22 protein-coding genes are annotated in these 20983 nt (G+C 69.2%); 8 read left to right on the plus strand and 14 right to left on the minus strand.

The window, feature by feature from the left end:
- Positions 1-5: 5 nt before the first annotated feature.
- Entirely contained in the window at positions 6-1808 is a 1803-nt protein-coding gene (locus ACYVKR_RS05195) for an ABCB family ABC transporter ATP-binding protein/permease (protein ID WP_460479739.1), read from the plus strand.
- Positions 1809-1849: 41 nt separating this feature from the next.
- Here the strand turns inward: ACYVKR_RS05195 and ACYVKR_RS05200 are convergent, their stop codons facing one another.
- Entirely contained in the window at positions 1850-2293 is a 444-nt protein-coding gene (locus ACYVKR_RS05200; RefSeq protein WP_460479740.1) for a polyhydroxyalkanoate granule-associated phasin, read from the minus strand.
- A 187-nt stretch (positions 2294-2480) separates the two neighbouring features.
- Here ACYVKR_RS05200 and ACYVKR_RS05205 point away from each other — a divergent pair, with 187 nt between their 5' ends.
- Genes ACYVKR_RS05205 through ACYVKR_RS05215 form a run of 3 tightly spaced genes read left to right on the plus strand, consistent with a single transcriptional unit; the run spans position 2481 to position 4319 of the window.
- Entirely contained in the window at positions 2481-3239 is a 759-nt protein-coding gene (locus tag ACYVKR_RS05205; RefSeq protein ID WP_460479741.1) for a class II aldolase/adducin family protein, read from the plus strand.
- 21 nt (positions 3240-3260) lie between these two features.
- Positions 3261-3479, plus strand: a complete 219-nt coding sequence (locus ACYVKR_RS05210) for a 4-oxalocrotonate tautomerase family protein (RefSeq protein ID WP_460479742.1) — start codon at positions 3261-3263, stop codon at positions 3477-3479.
- Positions 3480-4319: a creatininase family protein gene (locus tag ACYVKR_RS05215; RefSeq protein ID WP_460479743.1), complete on the plus strand. Its 840-nt coding sequence runs from the start codon at positions 3480-3482 to the stop codon at positions 4317-4319.
- 4 nt (positions 4320-4323) lie between these two features.
- Here ACYVKR_RS05215 and ACYVKR_RS05220 read toward each other — a convergent pair whose 3' ends face one another.
- On the minus strand, positions 4324-5265 hold the full coding sequence (locus ACYVKR_RS05220; RefSeq protein ID WP_460479744.1) for a PDDEXK family nuclease: 942 nt from the start codon (positions 5263-5265) through the stop codon (positions 4324-4326).
- Positions 5266-5347: 82 nt separating this feature from the next.
- The gene (locus ACYVKR_RS05225) at positions 5348-6229 is read right to left on the minus strand and encodes a LysR family transcriptional regulator (RefSeq protein ID WP_460479745.1); all 882 of its coding nucleotides are present in this window, start codon (positions 6227-6229) and stop codon (positions 5348-5350) included.
- Positions 6230-6326: 97 nt separating this feature from the next.
- On the opposite strand from ACYVKR_RS05225, the gene ACYVKR_RS05230 reads away from it, so the two are divergent.
- The gene (locus ACYVKR_RS05230) at positions 6327-6758 is read left to right on the plus strand and encodes a VOC family protein (protein ID WP_460479746.1); all 432 of its coding nucleotides are present in this window, start codon (positions 6327-6329) and stop codon (positions 6756-6758) included.
- A gap of 384 nt (positions 6759-7142) precedes the next feature.
- On the opposite strand, the gene ACYVKR_RS05235 is transcribed toward ACYVKR_RS05230, so the two are convergent.
- The 7 genes from ACYVKR_RS05235 to ACYVKR_RS05265 all read right to left on the minus strand — a co-directional run bounded on the left by ACYVKR_RS05235 (position 7143) and on the right by ACYVKR_RS05265 (position 13541).
- Positions 7143-8117 (minus strand): threonine/serine dehydratase, encoded by a 975-nt coding sequence (locus tag ACYVKR_RS05235; RefSeq protein ID WP_460479747.1) that lies wholly within the window; start codon positions 8115-8117, stop codon positions 7143-7145.
- Positions 8114-8755 carry a LysE family translocator gene (locus tag ACYVKR_RS05240; RefSeq protein ID WP_460479748.1) on the minus strand — a complete coding sequence of 214 codons (642 nt, stop codon included), beginning with the start codon at positions 8753-8755 and terminating at the stop codon, positions 8114-8116. Before ACYVKR_RS05240 ends, ACYVKR_RS05235 begins: the two co-directional genes overlap by 4 nt.
- Before the next feature lie 28 nt (positions 8756-8783).
- The gene (locus ACYVKR_RS05245) at positions 8784-9713 is read right to left on the minus strand and encodes a PhzF family phenazine biosynthesis protein (RefSeq protein WP_460479749.1); all 930 of its coding nucleotides are present in this window, start codon (positions 9711-9713) and stop codon (positions 8784-8786) included.
- Positions 9714-9741: 28 nt separating this feature from the next.
- Positions 9742-10593, minus strand: coding sequence for a PhzF family phenazine biosynthesis protein (locus ACYVKR_RS05250; protein ID WP_460479750.1), 852 nt, complete (start codon positions 10591-10593; stop codon positions 9742-9744).
- A 68-nt stretch (positions 10594-10661) separates the two neighbouring features.
- Positions 10662-11303, minus strand: a complete 642-nt coding sequence (locus ACYVKR_RS05255) for a glutathione S-transferase (RefSeq protein WP_460479751.1) — start codon at positions 11301-11303, stop codon at positions 10662-10664.
- A 102-nt stretch (positions 11304-11405) separates the two neighbouring features.
- Positions 11406-12593 carry an aminotransferase-like domain-containing protein gene (locus ACYVKR_RS05260; protein WP_460479752.1) on the minus strand — a complete coding sequence of 396 codons (1188 nt, stop codon included), beginning with the start codon at positions 12591-12593 and terminating at the stop codon, positions 11406-11408.
- A 348-nt stretch (positions 12594-12941) separates the two neighbouring features.
- Positions 12942-13541: a LysE family translocator gene (locus ACYVKR_RS05265; protein ID WP_460479753.1), complete on the minus strand. Its 600-nt coding sequence runs from the start codon at positions 13539-13541 to the stop codon at positions 12942-12944.
- Between the two features lie 129 nt (positions 13542-13670).
- Here ACYVKR_RS05265 and ACYVKR_RS05270 point away from each other — a divergent pair, with 129 nt between their 5' ends.
- Positions 13671-15161 (plus strand): aminotransferase-like domain-containing protein, encoded by a 1491-nt coding sequence (locus tag ACYVKR_RS05270; RefSeq protein ID WP_460479754.1) that lies wholly within the window; start codon positions 13671-13673, stop codon positions 15159-15161.
- Between the two features lie 30 nt (positions 15162-15191).
- Here the strand turns inward: ACYVKR_RS05270 and ACYVKR_RS05275 are convergent, their stop codons facing one another.
- The 4 genes from ACYVKR_RS05275 to ACYVKR_RS05290 are packed head-to-tail and all read right to left on the minus strand — an operon-like array spanning position 15192 to position 18985.
- Positions 15192-16181 (minus strand): Bug family tripartite tricarboxylate transporter substrate binding protein, encoded by a 990-nt coding sequence (locus ACYVKR_RS05275; protein ID WP_460479755.1) that lies wholly within the window; start codon positions 16179-16181, stop codon positions 15192-15194.
- Between the two features lie 10 nt (positions 16182-16191).
- Complete coding sequence (locus ACYVKR_RS05280; RefSeq protein ID WP_460479756.1) at positions 16192-17823, minus strand: GMC family oxidoreductase; 1632 nt, start codon at positions 17821-17823, stop codon at positions 16192-16194.
- Positions 17823-18449 carry a thiamine pyrophosphate-dependent enzyme gene (locus ACYVKR_RS05285; protein WP_460479757.1) on the minus strand — a complete coding sequence of 209 codons (627 nt, stop codon included), beginning with the start codon at positions 18447-18449 and terminating at the stop codon, positions 17823-17825. The genes ACYVKR_RS05280 and ACYVKR_RS05285 overlap by 1 nt, the downstream gene beginning before the upstream one ends.
- Before the next feature lie 8 nt (positions 18450-18457).
- On the minus strand, positions 18458-18985 hold the full coding sequence (locus ACYVKR_RS05290) for a thiamine pyrophosphate-binding protein (protein ID WP_460479758.1): 528 nt from the start codon (positions 18983-18985) through the stop codon (positions 18458-18460).
- Between the two features lie 110 nt (positions 18986-19095).
- Between ACYVKR_RS05290 and ACYVKR_RS05295 the strand changes: the two genes are divergently transcribed.
- Together ACYVKR_RS05295 and ACYVKR_RS05300 are read left to right on the plus strand one after the other, a co-directional pair.
- On the plus strand, positions 19096-19779 hold the full coding sequence (locus ACYVKR_RS05295) for a Crp/Fnr family transcriptional regulator (RefSeq protein ID WP_460479759.1): 684 nt from the start codon (positions 19096-19098) through the stop codon (positions 19777-19779).
- A gap of 152 nt (positions 19780-19931) precedes the next feature.
- Positions 19932-20906 (plus strand): Bug family tripartite tricarboxylate transporter substrate binding protein, encoded by a 975-nt coding sequence (locus ACYVKR_RS05300; RefSeq protein ID WP_460479760.1) that lies wholly within the window; start codon positions 19932-19934, stop codon positions 20904-20906.
- Positions 20907-20983: the final 77 nt, after the last annotated feature.

Consider the following 20983-nt stretch of genomic DNA (forward strand, 5'->3'; position numbering starts at 1 on the left):
ACGCCATGCCCGCTCCCGCCCCCGAGGCACCTTCGCGCGACGGTGCGGCGCTGAGGCGGCTGCTGCCCTATCTGTGGCAGTACAAGTGGCGCGTCATCGCGGCGCTGCTGTTCATGGTGGGCGCCAAGTTGGCCAACGTGGGCGTGCCGGTGCTGCTCAAGCACATCGTCGATGCGCTCGGCATCCCGGCGGGCAGCCCGCAGGCGCTGCTGGTCGTGCCGGCCGGCCTGCTGCTGGCCTATGGCGGGCTGCGGCTGGTGACCTCGCTGTGCTCGGAGCTGCGCGAGCTGGTCTTCGCCAAGGCCACGCAGGGCGCGGCGCGCAGCATCGCGCTGCAGACCTTCGAGCACCTGCACGGCATGAGCCTGCGCTTTCACCTCGAGCGCCAGACTGGCGGCATGACGCGCGACATCGAACGCGGCGTGCGCGGCGTGGAGTCGCTGATCTCGTTCTCGCTCTACAGCATCATCCCGACGCTGATCGAGCTGGCGCTGGTGCTCGGCATCCTGGCCTGGCGCTACGACCGCTGGTTCGCGATCATCACCGGCGCGGCGCTGGTGGTCTACATCACGTTCACCGTGTCGGTCACGCAGTGGCGCACGCGCTTTCGGCGCGAGGCGAACGTGCTGGATTCGTCGGCGCATTCCAAGGCCATCGACTCGCTGCTGAACTACGAGACCGTCAAGTATTTCAACAACGAGGCCTTCGAGGCGCGGCGCTACGACGAGGACCTGGAGCGCCTGCGCATGGCGCGCCTCAAGAGCCAGAGCAGCCTGAGCCTGCTGAACACCGGCCAGCAACTGATCATCGCCGTGGCGCTGGTGGCCATGCTGTGGCGCGCCACCGCGGGCGTGGTCGCCGGCCAGCTCACGCTGGGCGACCTGGTGATGATCAACGCCTTCATGATCCAGCTCTACCTGCCGCTGAACTTCCTGGGCACGCTGTACCGCGAGATCCGCCAGAACCTGACCGACCTGGACCGCATGTTCACGCTGATGGACACCGAGCGCGAGATCGCCGACGCGCCCGGCGCCGTGCCGCTGGCGCTGCACGGTGAGCCGGAGCTGCGCTTCGAGGACGTGCGCTTCGCCTACGACCCGGCGCGGCCCATCCTGCAGGGCGTGTCGTTTGCCATTCCGGCGGGCAAGACCGTCGCGGTGGTCGGCCCGTCGGGCGCGGGCAAGTCCACGCTGTCGCGGCTGCTGTTCCGCTTCTACGACGTGCAGCAGGGGCGCATCACCATCGCCGGCCAGGACATCCGCGGCCTCACCCAGCACAGCCTGCGCCAGGCCATAGGCATCGTGCCGCAGGACACGGTGCTGTTCAACGACACGGTGGAATACAACATCGCCTACGGCCGCCCCGGTGCCTCGCACGCCGAGGTGGTGGCAGCCGCGCAGGCCGCGCGCATCCACGACATGGTGACGGCCACGCCCGACGGCTACGCCACCCGCGTGGGCGAGCGCGGGCTCAAGCTCTCGGGCGGCGAGAAGCAGCGCGTGGCCATCGCCCGCACGCTATTGAAGAACCCGCCCATCCTGATCTTCGACGAGGCCACGTCGGCGCTCGATTCGGCCAACGAGCGCGCCATCCAGCGCGAGCTGCGCAGCGCCGCCGCGGGCAAGACCACGCTGGTGATCGCGCACCGCCTGTCCACGGTGGTCGATGCGCACGAAATCCTGGTGATGGACGCCGGCCGCATCGTCGAGCGCGGCACGCACGCCGCGCTGCTGGCCCAGGGCGGGCGCTACGCGCGCATGTGGGCGCTGCAGCAGAATGAGAAGGATAAGGGTGAAATTGGCATCTAGCGCTTATGGAGTAAGCGCTAGTAGCTATTGTTTTTGATAAATCAGCTGTGCCGCGAGCCGCTGCGCGACAGGCGCTTGGCATTGCTCACCGCCTTGGCGTGCACCGGCGACAGGCCGGCGTGCAGCACGTCGGTGACGCTGCGCATCTGCTGCTTGACCAGCTTTTCCGAGGCCGAGCCCAGCGCGAACGGCGCAAACGGGTTCTGCAGCGTGGGCGCCAGCAGGGGGGTGAAGCTCATCTTGGCGGCGGTCTGCCAGTACGACGACACGGCCTGGCCCCACATCGCGGCCCAGGATTCGTAGAAGGCCACGACCTTCTCGTTGCCCATGCGCATGAATTCCTGCTGGTCGCGCGCCGACGGGCTGGCGCCGGCGGCCATCATGCGGCCGACCCGCTGGGCGACCACCTGGGGCGCGGCCCAGGACAGCTCCAGGCTCTTGGCGGCCAGCGATTGGGCGCTGGAGGTGCGGCGGGAAATGGACATGGGTGGACTTTCTCAGTGGATGACGCAGACCCGATTCTAAAGAAACCGGTTTCTGCTGGCTGGCGCAAATTGTTAGTGAACACTCAACAATGCTGGCAGGCCCTGCCGCCGGGATAACTGAAATGCCGGGCCGCGCCGTGCGGGCCATGTCAGAATCGCACGAAACCCATCCCAGCCCGCAAGCACCATGACCGCCACCCGCCCCGACCGACCGCCGCGCACCGAGCAGCAGGTGCGCACCGACCTGGCCGCCGCCTACCGCATGGCGGCCGCCAACGGCTGGGACGACACCATCTACACCCACCTGTCGGCCAGCGTGCCCGGCGAGCCGGGGCACTACCTGATCAACCCCTTCGGCGCGAGCTTCGACGAGATCACCGCCTCGGCGCTGGTCAAGGTCAACGTCGCGGGGCAGGTGGTCGACGGCTCGGGCGCGCGCGTCAACCCCAGCGGCTTCGCCATCCATGGCGCGGTGCACGCGGCGCGGCCTGACGTGGAGTGCGTGATTCACCTGCACACGCCCTGGGGCGTGGCGCTGTCCATGCTGCCGCAGGGCCTGCAGCCCACCTCGCAGTGGGCGATGCGCCTATACGGCCGGCTGGGGCGCCACCCCTACGAAGGCCTGTCGCTGGGCGCCGACGAGCAGCGCCGCCTGGTGGCCGAGCTGGGCAGCCTCGACGGCCTGCTGCTCGAGAACCACGGCCCGCTGGTCGTGGGCCGCACCGTGGCCGAGGCCTGGATGCTGATGCACATGCTCGAGCGCGCCGCCCAGGCGCAGCTGCGCGCCATGGCCGCCACCGGCGGCCAGCTGCTGGTCGCCACGCCCGAGCTGGCCGCGCTGACCCACCGCCAGTGGGTGGGCGACGGCAGCGAGTGGGACGGCGACCTGGAATGGCCCTCGCTGCTGCGCCGGCTGGAGCGCAGCGCGCCCGATTACCGCCACTGAATTTCAAACGGAGAGACTTGCATGCCAACCATTCGCGTAGAACTGTTCGAAGGCCGTACCGTGGAGCAAAAGCGCGCGCTGGCCCAGGCCCTGACCGATGCCACCGTGCGCACGCTGGGCGGCTCGCCCGACAGCGTGGACATCCTGTTCTTCGACGTGCCGCGCCACGACTGGTCCACCGGCGGACGCCTGTGGAGCGACCGCGAGGCGCCGCAGCAACAGCAACAACAGCAGCAATAGATGACAGCCGCCGCCTGGTCGTCGCGCTGGTGGCAGGACATCAGCACCCGCGAGTTCGCCGAAGGCGAGGCCTCGGGCCTGGCCGCGCGCAGCGTGGCGGTGCTGCCGGTGGCGGCCATCGAGCAGCACGGCCCGCACCTGCCGGTGTCGGTCGATGCGACGCTGGTGGACGGCATCGTGCGCGCGGCGCTGCCGCTGCTGCCGCCCGATGCGCCCGTGCTGGCGCTGCCCACGCAGGCCGTGGGGCTGAGCACCGAGCACCTGAACTTTCCCGGCACCATCAGCCTGCCGCCCGCGCTCATCATCGAGCTGTGGACGGCGCTGGGCGAGGCCGTGGCGCGCGCCGGCGTGCGCAAGCTGCTGCTGTTCAACGCCCATGGCGGCCAGGTCAGCGTGATGGACATCGTCGCGCGCGAGCTGCGCCTGCGCCACGGCCTGCTGGTCTACAGCAGCAGCTGGGGCAACCTGCCGCTGCCGCCGGCGGTGACGGGGCTGTTCAGCGCTGAGGAGCACCGCTTCGGCATCCACGGCGGCGAGATCGAGACCTCGATGATGCTGCACCTCGCGCCGCAGCAGGTGCGCATGCAGCATGCCGGGTGCTTCCACTCCAGCTCGCAGGACCGCGCGGCGCGCTTCGCCATCCTGGGCAACGGCCGCAGCGCCAAGATGGGCTGGGCGATCGAGGACTACCACCCTTGCGGCGCCGTCGGCAATGCCGCGGCCGCGACGGCGGAGAAGGGCGCGGCGCTGGTCGGCGCGGCCGGCGAGCAGCTGGCCCTGCTGCTGCAGGAGATGCTGGCGCTACCCTGGACCCCGGCCGAGCCCAAGCTTTTGGGCTAAGGTTTCAGCGCAGCGACGCCAGGTGCGCCTGCAGGCCCTGCAGGTGGACGAAGCTGAGTTCGTACATGGCGCTCAGGCTGCTGGCCTGGTCGCTGTCCAGGTCGGTGGCGCAGACGATGAAGCGCTCGCGCGGCAGGCCCAGCTTGCGGCGCACGCGCAGCAGCTTGTCGATGTCGCGCCGGAACTCGCCCGACTTGCATTCGATGCAGAAGGGCTGCTGGCCCAGCGTCATGCCCATCACGTCGATCTCGTGCAGGTCCTCGTTGGGGAAGGTCAGCTTCACGCCGCGGGCCACCGAGATCGGCTGCGCGCCGGCCTGCTGCCCGAGCTGCAGCACCTCGCCGAGCGCGAACCACTCCAGCCACTCGCCGTCGAAGAACTGGCGCACGGCGGTCGCGGGCTGCAGGCTCAGGCGGATCACCTTTTCCGGCTTCTGGTAGTGGTAGCGCGAGAACAGCGTGTGGCTGTAGAGGTCGCGGCACAGGCGCTGCAGCGCCTGGCCGGCCTTCTGGTCGAGCGGGGCCAGCTCGATGTTCAGGCCGGTATGGCTCTTCTTGTAGCTCCACTGCACCCGCCGCAGCAGGTCGCCGAAAAGCTCGTACTGCGTGCCGAACTGCTGGGCCGCCTCGTCAAAGTAGCCCGTGGTGTTGACCTTGCCGGCGTCGAATTCCGCGGCGATCTGGCGCTGGCGCAGCCAGACCTCCAGCGGCGCGTGCTGCAGCGGCCCGGCCTGCGCCCCGGGCGCCGGTTTGGCCGCCGGGCGGGCTGCCTCGGCCTGGTGGGCCTTCAGGGTTTCGAGTTCGCGCGATACGGCGGCATAGCGCTCGAGCAGCTTTTCCACGTAGAAGACCGTCGGGTAGACGGTGGCCGGTTGGCCGCACTTGCTGCAGGCAACCTGTTGCCCCGCAGGCGTGAGCCCTTCTTCCGCCACGAAATGGCAATGCATGCACCGGTAAAGAGCCATGTTGTTCTATTGGAGTCGAGTAGACGCGCCCCCTCCGGCGCACCGGCAATGCTACGGCATTTTTTCAGGCGCTGAACCCAGGTTTTGCCAGGGTTTCCAGCGCCTGCGCCAGGGCCTGCAGCGCCGGCAGCGGCGCGGCCTGGCGCTGGCGCAGCAGCCCGACCTCGCGATGGAACGGCGGCTCGCCCAGCGGCAGCACGCGCACGGCCTCGGGCAGTGGCTGCAGCGCGGCGGCCAGCGGCGCGATGGCCACGCCCGCGCCCTGCGCCACCAGGGCCAGCAGGCTGGGCAGGTCGTCCAGCTCGATGATCTCGTGCGGCGCGAGCTGCGCCTGGCGCAGGAAGCGGTCCACCATGCGGCCGCCGAACGAGCGGCGGTCGTAGCGGATGAAGGGCTGGGTCTGCAGCAGTTCCTTCCAGTCCTGGCGCGGCAGCCGCGCGGGCGCGAGCAGCGCGTAGGGTTCCTGCACCAGCGGCTGCCACAGCAGCTGCGGGTCCACGCCGAAGGGCGGGCGGATGATGAGCGCCGCGTCCAGCGCGCCGGTGTCGAGCTGGTCCAGCAGCTCCATCGAGGTGCCCGGCACCACCTGCACCTGGGTCTGCGGGTGCTGCCCGCGCAGCCGCAGCAGCGCGGGCACCAGCAGGCTCGATTGCGCGGTGGCGATGGCGCCGATGGTCAGGCGCGCCGGGGCACTGTGCGCCGGATCGTCCTGGCCGAGCAGGTCGAACTGGCGCAGCAGTTGCCCGGCCTGCGGCACCAGCGCCTGGCCGGCGGCGTTCAGGGCGGAGGAGCGGCCGGTGCGGTCGAACAGCGACTGGCCGAAATGCGCTTCGAGCCGGCGCATCTGGCTGCTGACGGCCGATTGCGTGAGGCCGATGGCGTCGCCCGCGCCGGCGAAGGTGCCCAGGCGGGCGACGGCAAGAAAGGTGCGCAGTTCGGTAATCATCGAAATTTTGCGTGCTCAGGCGAAAAATATATCATTTTTCTTTATTTGTGCCTGGGCCTACAGTCGCTGCCATCGACCCACCAAGCAGGAGTTTCCGATGAGCCAGCCCACGTCCATCCCCCCGTTCCACCTTGCCTTTCCGGTGCACGACCTGGCTGTGGCGCGCCGGTTCTACGGCGAGCTGCTGGGCTGCCCCGAGGGGCGCAGTTCCGACGCCTGGGTGGATTTCGATTTCTACGGCCACCAGATCGTCGCCCACCTGGCGCCCGAGGAGTGCGGCCACCGCCACACCAGCGATGTGGATGGGCATGAGGTGCCGGTACGCCACTATGGGGCGGTGCTGGACATGGAGCGGTGGGAGGTGCTGGCGGGCAGGCTGAAGGCGGCGGGTACGCGCTTTGTGATCGAGCCCTATATCCGGTTCCAGGGCGAGGTGGGCGAGCAGGCGACGATGTTTCTGCTCGATCCATCGGGGAATGCGCTGGAGTTCAAGGCGTTCAAGAATATGGAGTCGCTGTTTGCCAAGTGATTTTGGGTGTTTTTGGCTGTTGAGGCTTATGGGGTAAGCGCTAGCAGCTATCTTTTTATTGACGGAGGCCGGGACTCGCCCCGGCGGCCGACCTACTTTCTTGCGCGTGCAAGAAAGTAGGCAAAGAACACGCCCCGACTGTCTGCGACCCCAACGCCTTGCGTTGGGGCAACCTGTGGCGTGGCGTTTGCGGGGTGCGCCGTGGAACTCACTGCGCGCCAAAGGCGCTCCGTTCGAACATCCCCGGCGAGTCAGTTCACGAAGCATGCGCGCTCCGACGCGCATGCCCACCCCGCAAACGCCACGCCACAGGCGCAGGCAGAAGGGGTGGGCAAGCAACCCGGGCCGTCGCTTCGCTCGGCCTGGTTTGGGGGAGGCAGGTGATCAGTGATCGCCGCCCTGCAGCACGCGGGCGAAGGCGTCGGCGTCCACGTTGCCGCCGGTCAGGGGCAGGCCGACGACCTGGCCGCGCAGCGTGGCGCGGTCCTGCAGCGCGGCGGCAAGGGCTGCGGCGCCGGCGCCTTCGGCGGTGTTGTGGGTGTCGGTGAACAGCAGGCGCATGGCCTCGCCGATGGCGGCGTCGTCGACGGTGACGATGCGGTCCAGGTGCTGCTGCAGCACCGCGAGCGCGCCGGCATCGGCCTGGCGCACGGCCAGGCCGTCGGCGATGCGGGTGCTGACCGGTGCCTCCACCACGCGGCCGGCGGCCAGCGAGTCGCGGTAGGTGGTGGCGTGGCTGCTCACCACGCCGACGATGCGCACCGGGTGCTGTAGCGCCAGCTTGGCCGCGATGGCCGCGCAGGCGCCCGAGCCCATGCCTATGGGCACGTAGGCCACGTCCATGCGCGGCACGGCGCGCAGGAATTCCCACCAGTACGTGGCCACGCCGCGCACCAGGTCGGTGTGGTAGCTGGGCACCATGTGTGCGCCGCGCTCGGCGGCCAGGGCGATGGCGTGTTCGCGCGCGGCCTGGAAGTCGTCGCCGTGCTCGATCAGGTTCGCGCCCAGCGCGCGCATGGCGGCGTTCTTCTCGACCGAGTTGCCGTGCGGCACGACGATGGTGCAGCGCACGCCGTGGCGGCGCGCGGCCCAGGCGATGCTCTGGCCGTGGTTGCCGCGCGTGGCGCTGACCACTTCCTGCGGCAGCGCGTTGCGGGCCGCGAGCTGCGCGAAATAGGTCAGCCCGCCGCGGATCTTGAAGGCGCCCACGGGCGTGTGGTTCTCGTGCTTGAGCCAGCACTCGGCGCCCAGGCGCTCGCTCAGCAGGCCCCAGCGGTATTGGGGCGTGGCGGCGAAGTCCTGGTAGACGGTGTGCGCGGCGGCTTCGATGTCGGCGTGGGAAGGCAGGCTGGCGGTCATGGTGAGGTCTTGTGGCCGGTGAACAGCATCTTGACGGCGAGCAGGCTGAGCACGCTGCCCATCAGGTAGCGTTGCACGCGCATCCAGGCCCGGCTGCGGTTGAGGAACACGGCCACGCGGGCCGCGAAGAGGACGAGCAGCGCGTTGACCACGGCGCTGGTCGTGATCTGCACCGCGCCCAGCGTCAGGTTCTGCAGCAGCCACGAGCCGCGCTCGGGGTGCAGGAACTGCGGGAAGAACGACAGGTAGAACATGGCGACCTTGGGGTTGAGCAGGTTCGTCATGAAGCCCATGGCGAACAGCCGCCGCGGCGGGTCGTGCGGCAGGTCGCGGGCCTCGAACGGCGCGCGGCCGCCGGGCCGCACCGCCTGCCAGGCCATCCACAGCAGGTAGGCGGCGCCCGCGATGCGGATGGCGTCGAAGGCCAGCGGCACGGCGGCCAGCAGCGCCGTGAGGCCCAGCGAGGCCGCCATCAGGTGCACGCCGAAGCTCAGCACCACGCCGGCCAGCGACAGCAGCCCGGCGCGCGGGCCCTGGGTCAGGCTGCGCGAGACGCAGTAGACCATGTTGGGGCCGGGGGTGAGCACCAGCACCAGCGCGGCCAGCGCGAAGACCATCAATTCCTGCGGGGTGAACATGGCGATTTGCTCCTGAAAGTTGGCAGCCTCACAGCTGCACCGTGCCTTGCACGCACAGCGACACCTGGCCGCCGACCCAGACCTGGCCCGCGGCGTCCTGCTCGATGTGTACCAGGCCCTGGCGCCCCAGCGCCACGCCCTGGCTGGCGAGGTAGGGCGCCTGGATGTGGCCTGCGTCAATCAGCCACTGCGCCAGGCTGGCGTTGAAGCTGCCGGTGATCGGGTCTTCGCAGGCCGTGGTGGTGGCGTTGAAGAAGGCGCGCACCTCGATGTCGGGCTCGGCGGCCTCGGCGGTGGACGATTGCGCAAAGGCCCGGGCCTCGCGGCTGGAGCGGGCGATCAGGCCCGGCGCCGCGTCCTGCCGTGGGTACAGGGCGGCGAGGCCCACCTCGACCTGCATCGCGTACAGCGCGGCAAAGTCTGGCTGCGCGGCGAACACGCTGTCGGCATCGCGTAGCAGCAGTGCCCAGAAGTTGGGGCCGTTGTCCAGCTGCTGGCAGGCCAGCACGGCCTCGCGCGGCAGCTGCAGCGCCTGTAGCACGGGCAGCAGCTGTGCCTCGCTGATAGGCTGGCGCCGGGTGCTGGGAGCGGCAAAGCTCCAGACGGTGCGGTCGGTGGCCAGCGGCTGCAGCGCGACCAGGCCCTTGGCGCATTCCTGCACCACGCGGCCGGCCTGGGCCGGCTGGCCGCCCGCCGCCAGCCAGGCCTGGCAGCTGCCCAGCGTGGGGTGGCCGGCAAAGGGCAGCTCGTTGCTGGGCGTGAAGATGCGCACGCGGTAGTCGGCCTCGGGCGTGGTGGGCGGCAGCAGGAAGGTGGTTTCCGACAGGTTGGTCCAGTGGGCGAAGTCCTGCATCTGGGCGTCGCTGAGACCCTCGCCGTCGAGCACCACGGCCAGCGGGTTGCCCTGGTAGGGCGTGGGGGAGAACACATCGAGCTGCATGAAGCGGCGTGGGCGCATGGAAGAGGGCTCCTGAACAAAAGAAGGTTTACAGCGTGACCGTGCCGTCGATGCAGCCGTGGACGCTGCCGCCGACCCAGACCTGGCCGGCCGCATCGCGGCCCAGCCCCAGCCGGCCGGCGCGGCCTATGTCGGCGCCCTGCCGGGCGAGGTAGGGCGTTTGCACATGGCCGTCCTGCAGCAGCCACTGGGCGAGGCTGGCATTCAGGCTGCCGGTGGCCGGGTCTTCGGCGATGCCGTGCGGCGTGAGGAAGATGCCGCGCACCTCCAGCACCGGCTCGGGCTGGTCGCCCGGCGGGTGCAGCGCGCACAGCCCAGCCTTGGCGCCCAGCACCCGCAGCGCGGCGGCCTGCGGCCGGGCCGCGTGCACGGACTGCACCTCGCGCAGCAGCAGGCCCATCCAGCGCGAGCCGTTGTCCAGCCACTGCGCGGCCAGCAACTGCTCGGCGGGCAGCTCCAGCGCCTGCATCACCTGGGCCTGCAGCGTGGCGGGCACGGCCTCGCGCGCCAGCGGCGGCGCGGCAAAGCTGAGTTGCGGGCCCTGGCGTTGCACGCTGACCAGGCCCTTGGCGCACTCCTGCACCACCCCATCGGCGCGGCGCGGCTGGCCGCCCGCCGCCAGCCAGGCGTGGCAGCTGCCCAGCGTGGGATGGCCGGCAAAGGCCAGCTCGCCCACCGGGGTGAAGATGCGCACGCGGTAGTCGGCCTCGCCGCTGGTGGCCGGCAGCAAAAAGGTGGTTTCCGACAGGTTGGTCCAGCGGGCGAAGTCCTGCATCTGCGCGTCGCGGAGCCCCTCGCCGTCGAGCACCACGGCCAGCGGATTGCCCTGGTAGGGCGTGGACGAGAACACATCGAGCTGCATATAGCGGCGCTGGCGCATGGGGGTTCCTTGATTTGCTATTTAATTAATAGCTTTTTGCGCTTGTCCATCAAGCGCTGGAAGGCATTTCAGCTCAAAACCATGTCGAGGATGCCACGCGCGGCGGGCCGGGCCTGCAGGCTGGCGAACCAGCGCTCCAGGTGGGGCCAGTGCGGGCGCCGGTAGTGCGCGGCGGGCAGGCCGAACCAGCGGTGCGCCTCGCAGGCCAGCGGAATGTCGGCCATGCCGAAGGCATCGCCCTGCACGAAGGCGCGGTCCGCCAGGTGGGCGTCGAGCAGGGCCAGCAGCGGCTCGGTGGCGGCCACCGAGGCGGCGAGGCGCTCGGCGTCGCGCTGCTCGGGCGCGGTGCGCACCAGCTGCAAAAAGGCGTCGCGGCCGGCGGGGTTCAGCGTGGTCTGCTGCCAGTCCATCCAGCGCTCGGCATCGAAGCGCGTGGCCAGCGGCGCGGGGTAGAACTGGCCGGGCGAGTAGCGCGCGCACAAGTAGCGCACGATGACGTTCGACTCCCACAGCTGCACCTCGAACGGGCCTTCGCCGTCGCGGATGGCCGGCACCAGCGCGTTGGGGTTCAGCGCCAGGTAGTCGTCCGTGCGCGTGCCGCCGAAGGCGCCGCCGGCCTCGATGCGCTCGAATTCCAGGCCCAGCTCCTGCGCGCACCACACGACCTTGCGCACATTGATCGACGACAAACGTCCCCAGATGGTCAACATAGCGATTCCTCGATGCAAGAAAAAAAACGCCCCAGCGCCCCGCGGGCGGTGGAGCGTTTCGATAGCGCCTGGCGCTTGCTGGGCAAGCGCTGGCGCCGGTTTTTACTTCTGGCCCAGCTGCTCGCGCACGGTGGCGGCCAGCGCGGCGATCGCGGTCTCGATCTGCTGCTCGGATGCGGTCACGTACGACAGGCGCATGGTGCGGGCGTCGGGGTTGCTGGCGTAGAAGGCGGAGCCGGGCACATAGGCCACGTTGCGCTCGACGGCGGCGGGCAGCATCTTCACGGTGTCGATGCCCTCGGGCATGCGCAGCCACAGGAACATGCCGCCGACGGGCTTGGTCCAGTGCACGTCCATGCCGGCGAAGTGCTTGTCCAGCGCGGCCAGCATCGCGTCGCGCTGCTTCTTGTACAGCGCGCGGATGGTCGGCACGTGGCGGTCGAGGAAGCCGTCCTTCAGCACCTCGGACACCATGCGCTGGTTGAAGCTCGGGGTGTGCAGGTCGGCCGCCTGCTTGGCCTGCAGCAGCTTGGGGTAGATGTGCTTGGGCGCGACGATGTAGCCCAGGCGCAGGCCGGGGGCCAGCACCTTGGAGAACGAGCCCAGGTACAGGCCGCCGTCGGGGTTGCGCGCGGTCAGCGGGCGGGCGGGTTCCTCGTCGTACCACAGGTCGCCGTAGGGGTTGTCCTCGATGATCGGCAGGCCCAGCGCGGCGGCGCGCTCGCTCACGGCCTGGCGGCGGGCGTCGTCCATGGTGCGGCCGGTGGGGTTCTGGAAGTTGGGCAGCAGGTAGATGAAGCGGGCCTTGTCGGCGCCTTCGCCGACCTTGCGGTCCAGGTCGTCCACGACCACGCCGCCGTCATCGCTGTCCACGCTGGCCACGCGCGGCTGGTTGGGCGAGAAGGCCTGCAGCGCGCCCAGGTAGGTGGGCGTCTCCACGAGCAGGCGGCTGCCTTCGTCGAGCAGGATCTTGCCGGCCAGGTCCAGCCCCTGCTGCGAGCCGGTGGTGATGAGGACCTGGTCGGGGCTGACGTCCCAGGGCAGGAAGTTGGCGATGGCCTCGCGCAGCGGGCCGTAGCCTTCGCTGGCGGCGTACTGCAGCGCGGCGCTGCCGTCCTGCGACAGAACCTTGGCCGCGGCTTCCTGGAACGCGTCGATCGGGAACGTCTTGGGCGAGGGCAGGCCGCCCGCCAGGCTGATGATGCCGGGCTTCTCGGTGACTTTCAGGATCTCGCGGATCACCGACGGGTTCATGGTGGCGGCGCGTTGGGCCAGGTTCCAGTGGTTCATTGCTTCCTCTTGGCTTGGGTGTGTGGGTGCATGTTGCTATGCGTAATCTGCGATTATCGATCCTAGAACGTGTTTACGATCTTTTCGGGGATCGCGTTGGGTCGCCATCGGGATGAGTGCGAGTCGATGTGGCTGGCAATGCACTCGTGTGCATGCCAGGCGCAGCGCGAAGCAATCGCTCGATGGCGGCCCAACCCTTCGGGCCAGTGTCTTTGCGGGCGGTCTGCGGCGTTGCAGATCCTCGCCATAGCACCGCTATGGCTGTGGTACTGCGCCTTGCATCCCATCCCGCAAAGGCGCTGGCGCGACCCCGAAAAGATCGTAAACACGTTCTTAGCCGCCGGCGCGCTAGGCCCGCATCATCCACAGTGCCGTCAGCATCAGAAATGCTGCCATCACGCGGTTGAACCACAGCAGGCGCCGTCCTTCGGACAGCCAGCGGCGCAGCAGCGCGCCGATCGAGGCGTAGGCGAAGTTGCTGGCGAAGGCATAGGCCGCCATGGCTGGCACCACGATGGCCAGCCGCGCGGCCACGTTGTCCTGCCCGGCGATCCAGCCGGCCACGATGGTCAGCGCCAGCAGCCAGGCCTTGATGTTGACGAACTGCAGGCCCACGCCCTGCCAGAAGCCGACCAGGCCCGTGCCGTGGCGGCTGTCGGCCAGCCGGCCGCTGCCGCTGAGCTTGAAAGCCAGCCAGAACAGGTAGGCGATGCCCACGGCCTTGAGCGCGATGCGCAGCGCCGGCACGGCCATGACGAGCGCGCCCACGCCGCTGGCGCACAGCAGCAGCAGGGCCACCCAGCCCACCGGCACTGCCCATACGAAGCGCATGGCGGGCCGCAGGCCCTGGTTGGCCGCGAGCGCGGCCGCCAGCGTGGTGTTGGGGCCGGGGGTGAAGCTCATCGCGGTGGCGAGCACGAGGAAGGCGCTCAGTTCAACGGCAGTCATAGAGGCAGTGTCAACGGTCTGCAGTTAATATAGGCAAATGACCATTACATCACCAATACAGTTTATGCCGCACATTGAGCAACTGTATCGGTGATGATGGCAATACAGCAGCGAAAGCAGAAGGCCGCCATGCTCACCCGCGATGCCAACCAGACCCTGACCGAACAGCTCGCCGCGCGGTTCGCCGAGCGCATACGCTCGCGGCTGCTGCCGGCCGGCTCGCGCCTGCCCTCGGTGCGCGCCTGCGCCCAGCAGCAGGGCGTGAGCCCCTACACCGTGGTGGCCGCCTACGACCTGCTGCAGGCCCAGGGCCTGGTCGAGTCGCGGCGCCAGCGCGGCTTCTATGTACGCGATTTTGTGCAAAAAAGCACGCAATCGCTGATGCAGCAAGCGCCAGCAGCTTCTAAAAAGGTAGCGCCAGGTTCGCTCAAGGACGCGATGAGCCTGCAGCTGCCCATGGCCTCGGCGCGCATAAACGCCGCCTCGCTGATCCGCGGCATGATGCACCCGGCCGCGCAGCTGCCGCAGCCGGGCGCGGGCATGTTCCCCAACGACTGGCTGAAGAACCAGTTCATGGGCTCGGCGCTGCGCAAGGTGGTCTCGTCGCCGGCCGACCTGCAGGCCCTGTCGCTGCACTACGGCACGCCCATGGGCGACGTGCGCCTGCGCGAGTCGCTGGCCGAGCGGCTCAAGGGCCTGGGCCTGCCGGTGGAAAGCCGCCAGATCATGACCACGGTGGGCGCCACGCACGGCCTGGACATCGTCTGCCGCACGCTGCTGAAGGCGGGCGACGCGGTGATGGTCGAGGAGCCGGGCTGGTCGGTGGAGTTCGCGCGGCTGGCGCTGCTGGGCATGCAGATCCTGCCGGTGCCGCGCGGCCCCGACGGGCCGGACCTGGCGGTGATGCGCCGCTACTGCGAGACCCACGCGCCCAAGCTCTTCGTCAGCGTGAGCGTGCTGCACAACCCCACCAGCTACTGCCTGCACCCGGCCAGCGCGCACCAGGTGCTGCAGCTGGCGCAGAGCCACGGCTTCTATGTGCTGGAGGACGACACCTACGGCCACATCGCGCCCGAGCACAGCACGCGGCTGACGGTGCTCGACGGCCTGGCGCGCAGCATCTACGTGAGCGGCTTCGCCAAGATCCTGGCGCCGAACTGGCGCGTGGGCTATGTGGCCGCGGCGCCCGACCTGGTCGAGCGCCTGCTCGACACCAAGCTGCTGTCCACGCTGACCACGCCCGCGCTGATGGAGCGCGCCATGGCCATCTGCCTGGAGAACGGCCAGCTGCGCCGCCACGTCGAGCGCGTGCGCAGCCACCTGGAGCAGGCGCGCCGGCGCGGCGTGCAGCTGGCGCAGCAGCACGGCTGCCGCTTCGTGACCGAGCCCGCGGGCATGTTCGGCTGGGTCGACACCGGCGTGGACACCGAGGCGCTGGCGCAGCGCCTGCTGGACGAGAACTACCTGATCGCGCCGGGCTCGCTGTTCTTCGCCGGGCGCCAGCCCTCGACGCTGATGCGCATCAACTACGCTTCGTCGCAGGACGCGAAGTTCTGGCGCGTGTACCAGCGCGTGCGGGCGCAGTTCGCGGACGCGCCGGCGGAGGCTGCGGGCGCGTAGCGCCTGTGTCCTGCGCTGGCGGCCTCGCGGCTAGCGCGGCTGAATGCCCGTTTCGGCAATCTGCCTGCCCCAGATGGCATGGTCGGCGCGCAGGCGCTCGCGCAGCTGTGCCGCCGTCGACGACTGGGCCTGCATGCCCAGGGCGGTGAGCCTGGCCACCACGTCGGGATGCCGGGCGGCTTTCTGCATGCTGTCTTCCAGCCGCTGGAGCACCGGCGCGGGCAGGTTCCTGGGCCCTATCAGCCCATACCAGGAGTTGAGGCCGAAGGGAATGCCCAGCTCCTTGAAGGTGGGCGCATCGGGAAAGATGGCGGCGCGCTGGGGTGAGGTGACGGCCAGCACGCGAATCTTGCCGGCCTTGGCCTGCGTGGAGGCCTGGCCCCAGCCGCCGAAGATCGCATCGACCTCACCGCCCAGCATGCCCATCATGGCTTCGCTCGAGGCCTTGTAGGGCACGTGCTGCATGTCGAGGCCGGCGGACTTCTTCATGATCTCGCCGCTGACATGGCCCGCGCTGCCCTCGCCCCAGGAGCCAAAGCTCAGCTTGCCGGGCTGGGCCTTGGCCTGGGCCACCAGGTCGGCATAGGTTTTCAGCGGCGAGTTCGCCGCGACCATCAAGGCGTTGCCGGAGACGCTGAGCAGCCCGAGCGGCGTGATGTCGGTGAGCGGATCGAACAGCTTCCTGGTGAGCAGGTGGGGCGACAGGGCCAGCGTCGCCTGGGGGACGAGGCCGATGGTGTAGCCGTCCGAAGCGGCGCCGGCCACCGCGGCCACGCCGATCAGGCCGCCGGCGCCCGGCTTGTTGTCCACCACGATGGGCTGGCCCAGGTCGGGGCCCATGTGCAGGGCGACCAGGCGCCCCAGGATGTCGGGCTCGCTGCCTGCGCTGCTGGCCACGATGAGGCGGATAGCCCGCGACGGAAATCCGTCGCTGGCGAGCACTGTGGTGGGGGCGGCGGCTGTGAGTGCCGCGCAGCACAGCGATGCGATCACCATCCAGCGCCGGGAATGCTTTGGCATGGAGAAGTCCTTAGTGGTGGGTGCCTTGCAGGATCATCTCGGCGGCTTTCTCGCCGATCATGATGGAGCCTGCATTGGTGTTGGACGAGGGCATGGTGGGCATGATGGAAGAGTCCACCACGCGCAGCCCCGTGGTGCCGCGCACGCGCAAGGCGGCGTCCACCACGGCGTTCGGATCGGTGTCGGGCCCCATCTTGCAGGTGCCTATGGGGTGCCACGAGGTCTGCCCGCAGCTGCGGATGTATTGCAGCAGGGCGTCGGTGTCCTGCACGTCGATGCCAGGCCGGGTTTCGCGCTGGACGAAGGACTGCAGCGCCGGCTGCGCCACCACCTTGCGGGCCAGGCGCAGCGCCGACAGCATGGTGTCCACGTCCTCCGGCGCTTCGAGGTAGCGCGGGTCCATGGCCGGGTTGTCGAGCGCCGAGCGGGTCTTGGCATGGACCCAGCCGCGCGAGGCCGGCCGCAGCTGGAACAGGCCGATGCCGAAGCCGGGGAAGGGATCGATGCCGGCGCCCTTGGTGCGCGAGTAGCGGTCCGCTCCGGTCAGGTGGTGCATCTGGATCTTCACCATGGGCCGGTCCTGGCCGGGTTCCGAGCGTGCCAGCGCATGCGCCGTGGCTGGGGGCGTGGTCATCATGCCGCGGCGGGTCAGCAGGTACTGCGCGCCCATCAGCGCCTGGCGCAAGGGGCTTTGCATCACCTCGTTGAGCGTGACGCGCTGGCTGCAGGCAAAGGTGATGCGGGCCTGCAGGTGGTCGATCAGGTTTTCGCCGACGCCGGGCGCATGGGCGACGACGGGCACGCCCAGCGCCTGCAGGCGCCCGGCCTGACCCACGCCCGACAGCTCCAGCAACTGGGGCGACTTGATCGGGCCGGCCGACAGGATCACCTCGGCGCGGGCCCGGGCCTGGCGGGTCTGTCCGCCTTGCAGGTATTCCACACCCACGGCGCGTGTGCCCTCGAACAGCACGCGCAAGCCCTGTGCTTCGGTACGCAGGTGCAGTCCGGCAGGGAGGTTGTCGCTCAGGTAGCCGACGGCCGTGCTGCAGCGCTGGGCGTTGCGCGTGCTGAGCTGGAGGAAGGAGACGCCTTCGTAGTCAACGCCGTTGTAGTCCGGCGTGCGCGGGATGCCGGCCTGCTCGCAGGCCGCGACGAAGGCCTTGCCCAGCGGGTGCGGATCGTCGGCCAGGTTGGTGACGCTGATGGGGCCGTTGCGCCCGCGCAAGGCGTCGTTGCCATGGCGATAGGATTCCAGGCGCTTGAAGTGGGGCAGCAGGTCGTCGTAGCCCCAGCCCGGATTGCCCAGGTCGCGCCAGTGGTCGTATTCGCGCGGCTCGCCGCGCACGTAGATCATGCCGTTGACCGAGCTGGAGCCGCCTGGCATGCGGCCGCGCGGCCAGTAGATGGACTGGCCATCGAGCCGATTTTGAGGCTCGGTCTGGAAGGGCCAGACGTAGTCTGGGTTGGTCAGCAGCTTGCCGATGCCCAGCGGCGTGCGCACCCAGAAGTCCTTGTGGCGCGGCGCGCCCGCCTCCAGCAGCAGCACGCGCGTGCCCTGGCGCTCTGCCAGCCGGCGGGCCACGGCAGCGCCGGATGAGCCGGCACCGACGACGATGTAGTCGAAGCTTTCCGCGTCAGCCATCATTGCACCCCGGTACCGAGCAGTTGCTGGATGGCCTGGGCTTCCAGGCCCATGCGCTGGAACTGGTGGTCGGGCATTTCCGTCTGCGCGAAACCTTCCTTGGCCAGTTGGGGCGCGGGTTGCACCCGCAGCTCCACGAAGACCGGCCCATCCAGCTTCTGGATATCGGTAAAGCGCGCGCTCCATTGCGCCTCGTCGTCGAAGCTGAAGGTGTGCCGGTAGCCCGCGGTGCGCGCGGCTTCGGCGAAGTTGAAGCCGGGGGCCGGTGCGTCGAGGTTGGCCAGGCCGGTGAACTGGTGGCCGTTGTTGATCACCAGGTGCAGGAAATGGCTGGGTGCGGCCTGCACCACGGTGACCAGGCTGCCCAGCTCCATCAGCAGGCTGGCATCGCCGTCGACGACGATCACCGGGCGCTCGGGCCTGCCCAGCGCCAGGCCCAGGCCCAGGCAGGCGGCACCGCCCATGAGGGGCACCGAGCTCAGCCGCGCCGCCTTGGGGGCCGGGCCGGCGTAGGCCGGGTCTGCCTCCAGCAGATCGAGGGCTCGCATGGCGCCCATGGTGGCGACCAGCAGGGAATCCGCGCTGCGCTGCAGGGCGACGACGCGGCAGGCTTGTTGTACGTTCATCATGTGTTTTATCTCCAGGACATGGGGGCGCCGACGAGCAGCACGGCGGCGCTGCGCCGCTGCTGGGCGATGGCATAGGCCTCGTCGATGCGGCCCAGGTCGGCATCGGAGTCGAGAGCCAGGGATGGCACGTCGAGGGCGTCGAGCACCGGCTGCATGATGCGCACCATGGTGCGGCGCGACTGCGCCGGGTCCTGGCCGATGTTGCTGAACTCGCGCCCGAACTGCCCGACCAGGAAGACCAGCGGAATCTGCGCGTCGAGGCAGACCGCGCGCAGCGTGTTGATGCAGTTGTAGAGGCCCTGGTTCTGCATCAGCAGCACCGGCTTGCGGCCGGCGATCTGAAGGCCGGCGGCGGTGGTGACGCACTGGTTCTCGTTGCAGGCGTTGAGCAGGCGGATGTCCCCGGCCTGCTGCAGCTGGGCGTGCAGCGATAATTGCACCCAGTCGGGCACGGTGACCACGTGGTCGACGCCGGCGCGCCGCAGCGCGCCGGCGGCCATCGAGGCGCTGAGGGAAGGGGATGCAGGATTCACGGCAAACTCGTCTCGGAGTGGAAGGTCTGCGCAGTATCCGAAGGCGGTCTGCGGCCGTCAGTCGGCAGGCCGACACAGTCATTGAGGGTTTGCGCTTGGAATCCGTTCTCATGCAAGAAACATCGATCCGTATCCGCAAGGCACTGGCCCATGTGCCCTGGCTGCAGGCCAGCGGCGAGGCGGCGCTGCACTACCTGGCGGACCAGGCCAGCCTCGACCAGGTGGCCGACGGCACCACCGTCACCTGGCGCGGGCGCCAGATGACGCATCTGCTGGTGCCGGTGCGCGGGGTGCTTGAGCTGAGCATCACCAACGCGCAGGGCAAGCGCCATGTGGTCAACCGGCAGGAGCCGGGCCAGGTGTTCGGCCTGATCCCCGTGCTGGAGGATTCCGGCGCCATCCACGATGCGGTGGCGCGCGGCGCCTGCGAGATCGTGCGGGTGCCGCAGGCCGCGCTGCGGCAGGCCATGCGCGCCTATCCCGAGCTGAACGACCAGATCATCCGCGTGCTGTGCGCGCGGGCCCGCAAGAGCTACCAGTCCCTGGCGGCGCAGACCCTGGCCGCACTGCCGGCCCGCCTGGCGCGCGTGCTGCTCGGCCAGAGCCAGGGCGCGGCCTCGGCCACGCTGGCCATGACCCAGGCCGATCTGGCCGACATGCTGGGCGTCACGCGGCAAAGCCTGAACGTGGAACTCAAGCGCCTGGAACGCCAGGGGCTCGTCGGCCTCGGCCGGGGCCGCATCGAGATCAAGGACCAGACGCAGCTCGCGCAACTGGCCACGGCCTGCGATTGAGCCGGGCGGTGTTCATGGTTTGTCCGCAGCCGGTTTGTCGGCTCGCCGACAGACGGGCACCGCCGATGTGACGAGACTGCTCCCCATTGCAAGCAGACCCCGTGCCGACGCCGCCCCTGGCGCGGCCGGGCCTGCACCGAAAGGAGCACCTCTTGGCAACGATTCGACGCCGCACCCTGATCGCCTCGGCCCTGCTGGCGCAGGCGCTTCCCCGCCTGGCCTGGGCCCAGCCAGTGAGCTTCAACCGCCCGGTGAAAATCCTTGTGCCCTTGCCTGCCGGAGGGTCGGCGGACATCAGTACCCGCATTGTTGCCAACGCCTTGCAGCCCCGGCTCAAGCAGCCCGTGATCGTGGACAACAAGCCGGGCGGCAGCTTTGTCATCGGTATGCAGAGCTTGCGCTCGGCGCCGGCTGACGGCCATACACTGATCTCGATCAACATCGGCATGGCAGCGGCGCAAGCCACCATGAAGCGCTACGACCTGCTGAAGTCGCTGGCGCTGATCACCCAGTACAGCAAGACGCCGACGCTGTTCGTGGTGCCGGCCAAGTCGCGCTTCAAGTCCTTGGCCGAGCTGCTGGACTTTGCCAAGAAAAATCCGGGCAAGCTGAACTATGGTTCCGTCGGCACCGGGGGACTTGAGCACCTGTGGGTCACGATGCTCAGCCGCAGCCTGGGCGTGGAGTTCACCCACGTCCCCTACAAGGGCATGCCCGACGCGCTCACCGCCCTGATGCAGGGCGAGCTGGACTTTGTGCCCGCCGTGATGTCCAGCGCGCTGCCGTTCGTGAAGGAGGGCAAGATGCGCGCGCTGTGCGTGCTGTCCAACGAGCGCGCTGCCACGATGCCGGACCTGCCCACGATGAAGGAGCAGGGGGCCCATGTGCCGCCCATGGAGTTCTGGAGCGGACTGGCCGCACCGCATGGCACGTCGCCGGCCATTGTCGAGTCCTTGCGCAAGGACATCGTCGCGGTCATGGCCGAGGACGAGGTGAAGCAGCGCATGGTCGATCGCGGCGCGGCGGTGGCCGTCAGCGCCAATTCCGAGGCGTTTGTGCGCTTGATCCAGGAGGATCTGGCGTGGATGGGCAAGGTCAGCCAGGAGGCGGGCATTCGGATCGAATGATTTCGCGGGCGGCGTGCCGCTAAAAATAAGAGCTGCCAGCGCTTGATGGGTAAGGTTTTCAAATAGAAAACTATTTG

The organism is Comamonas humi (genome assembly GCF_054782535.1).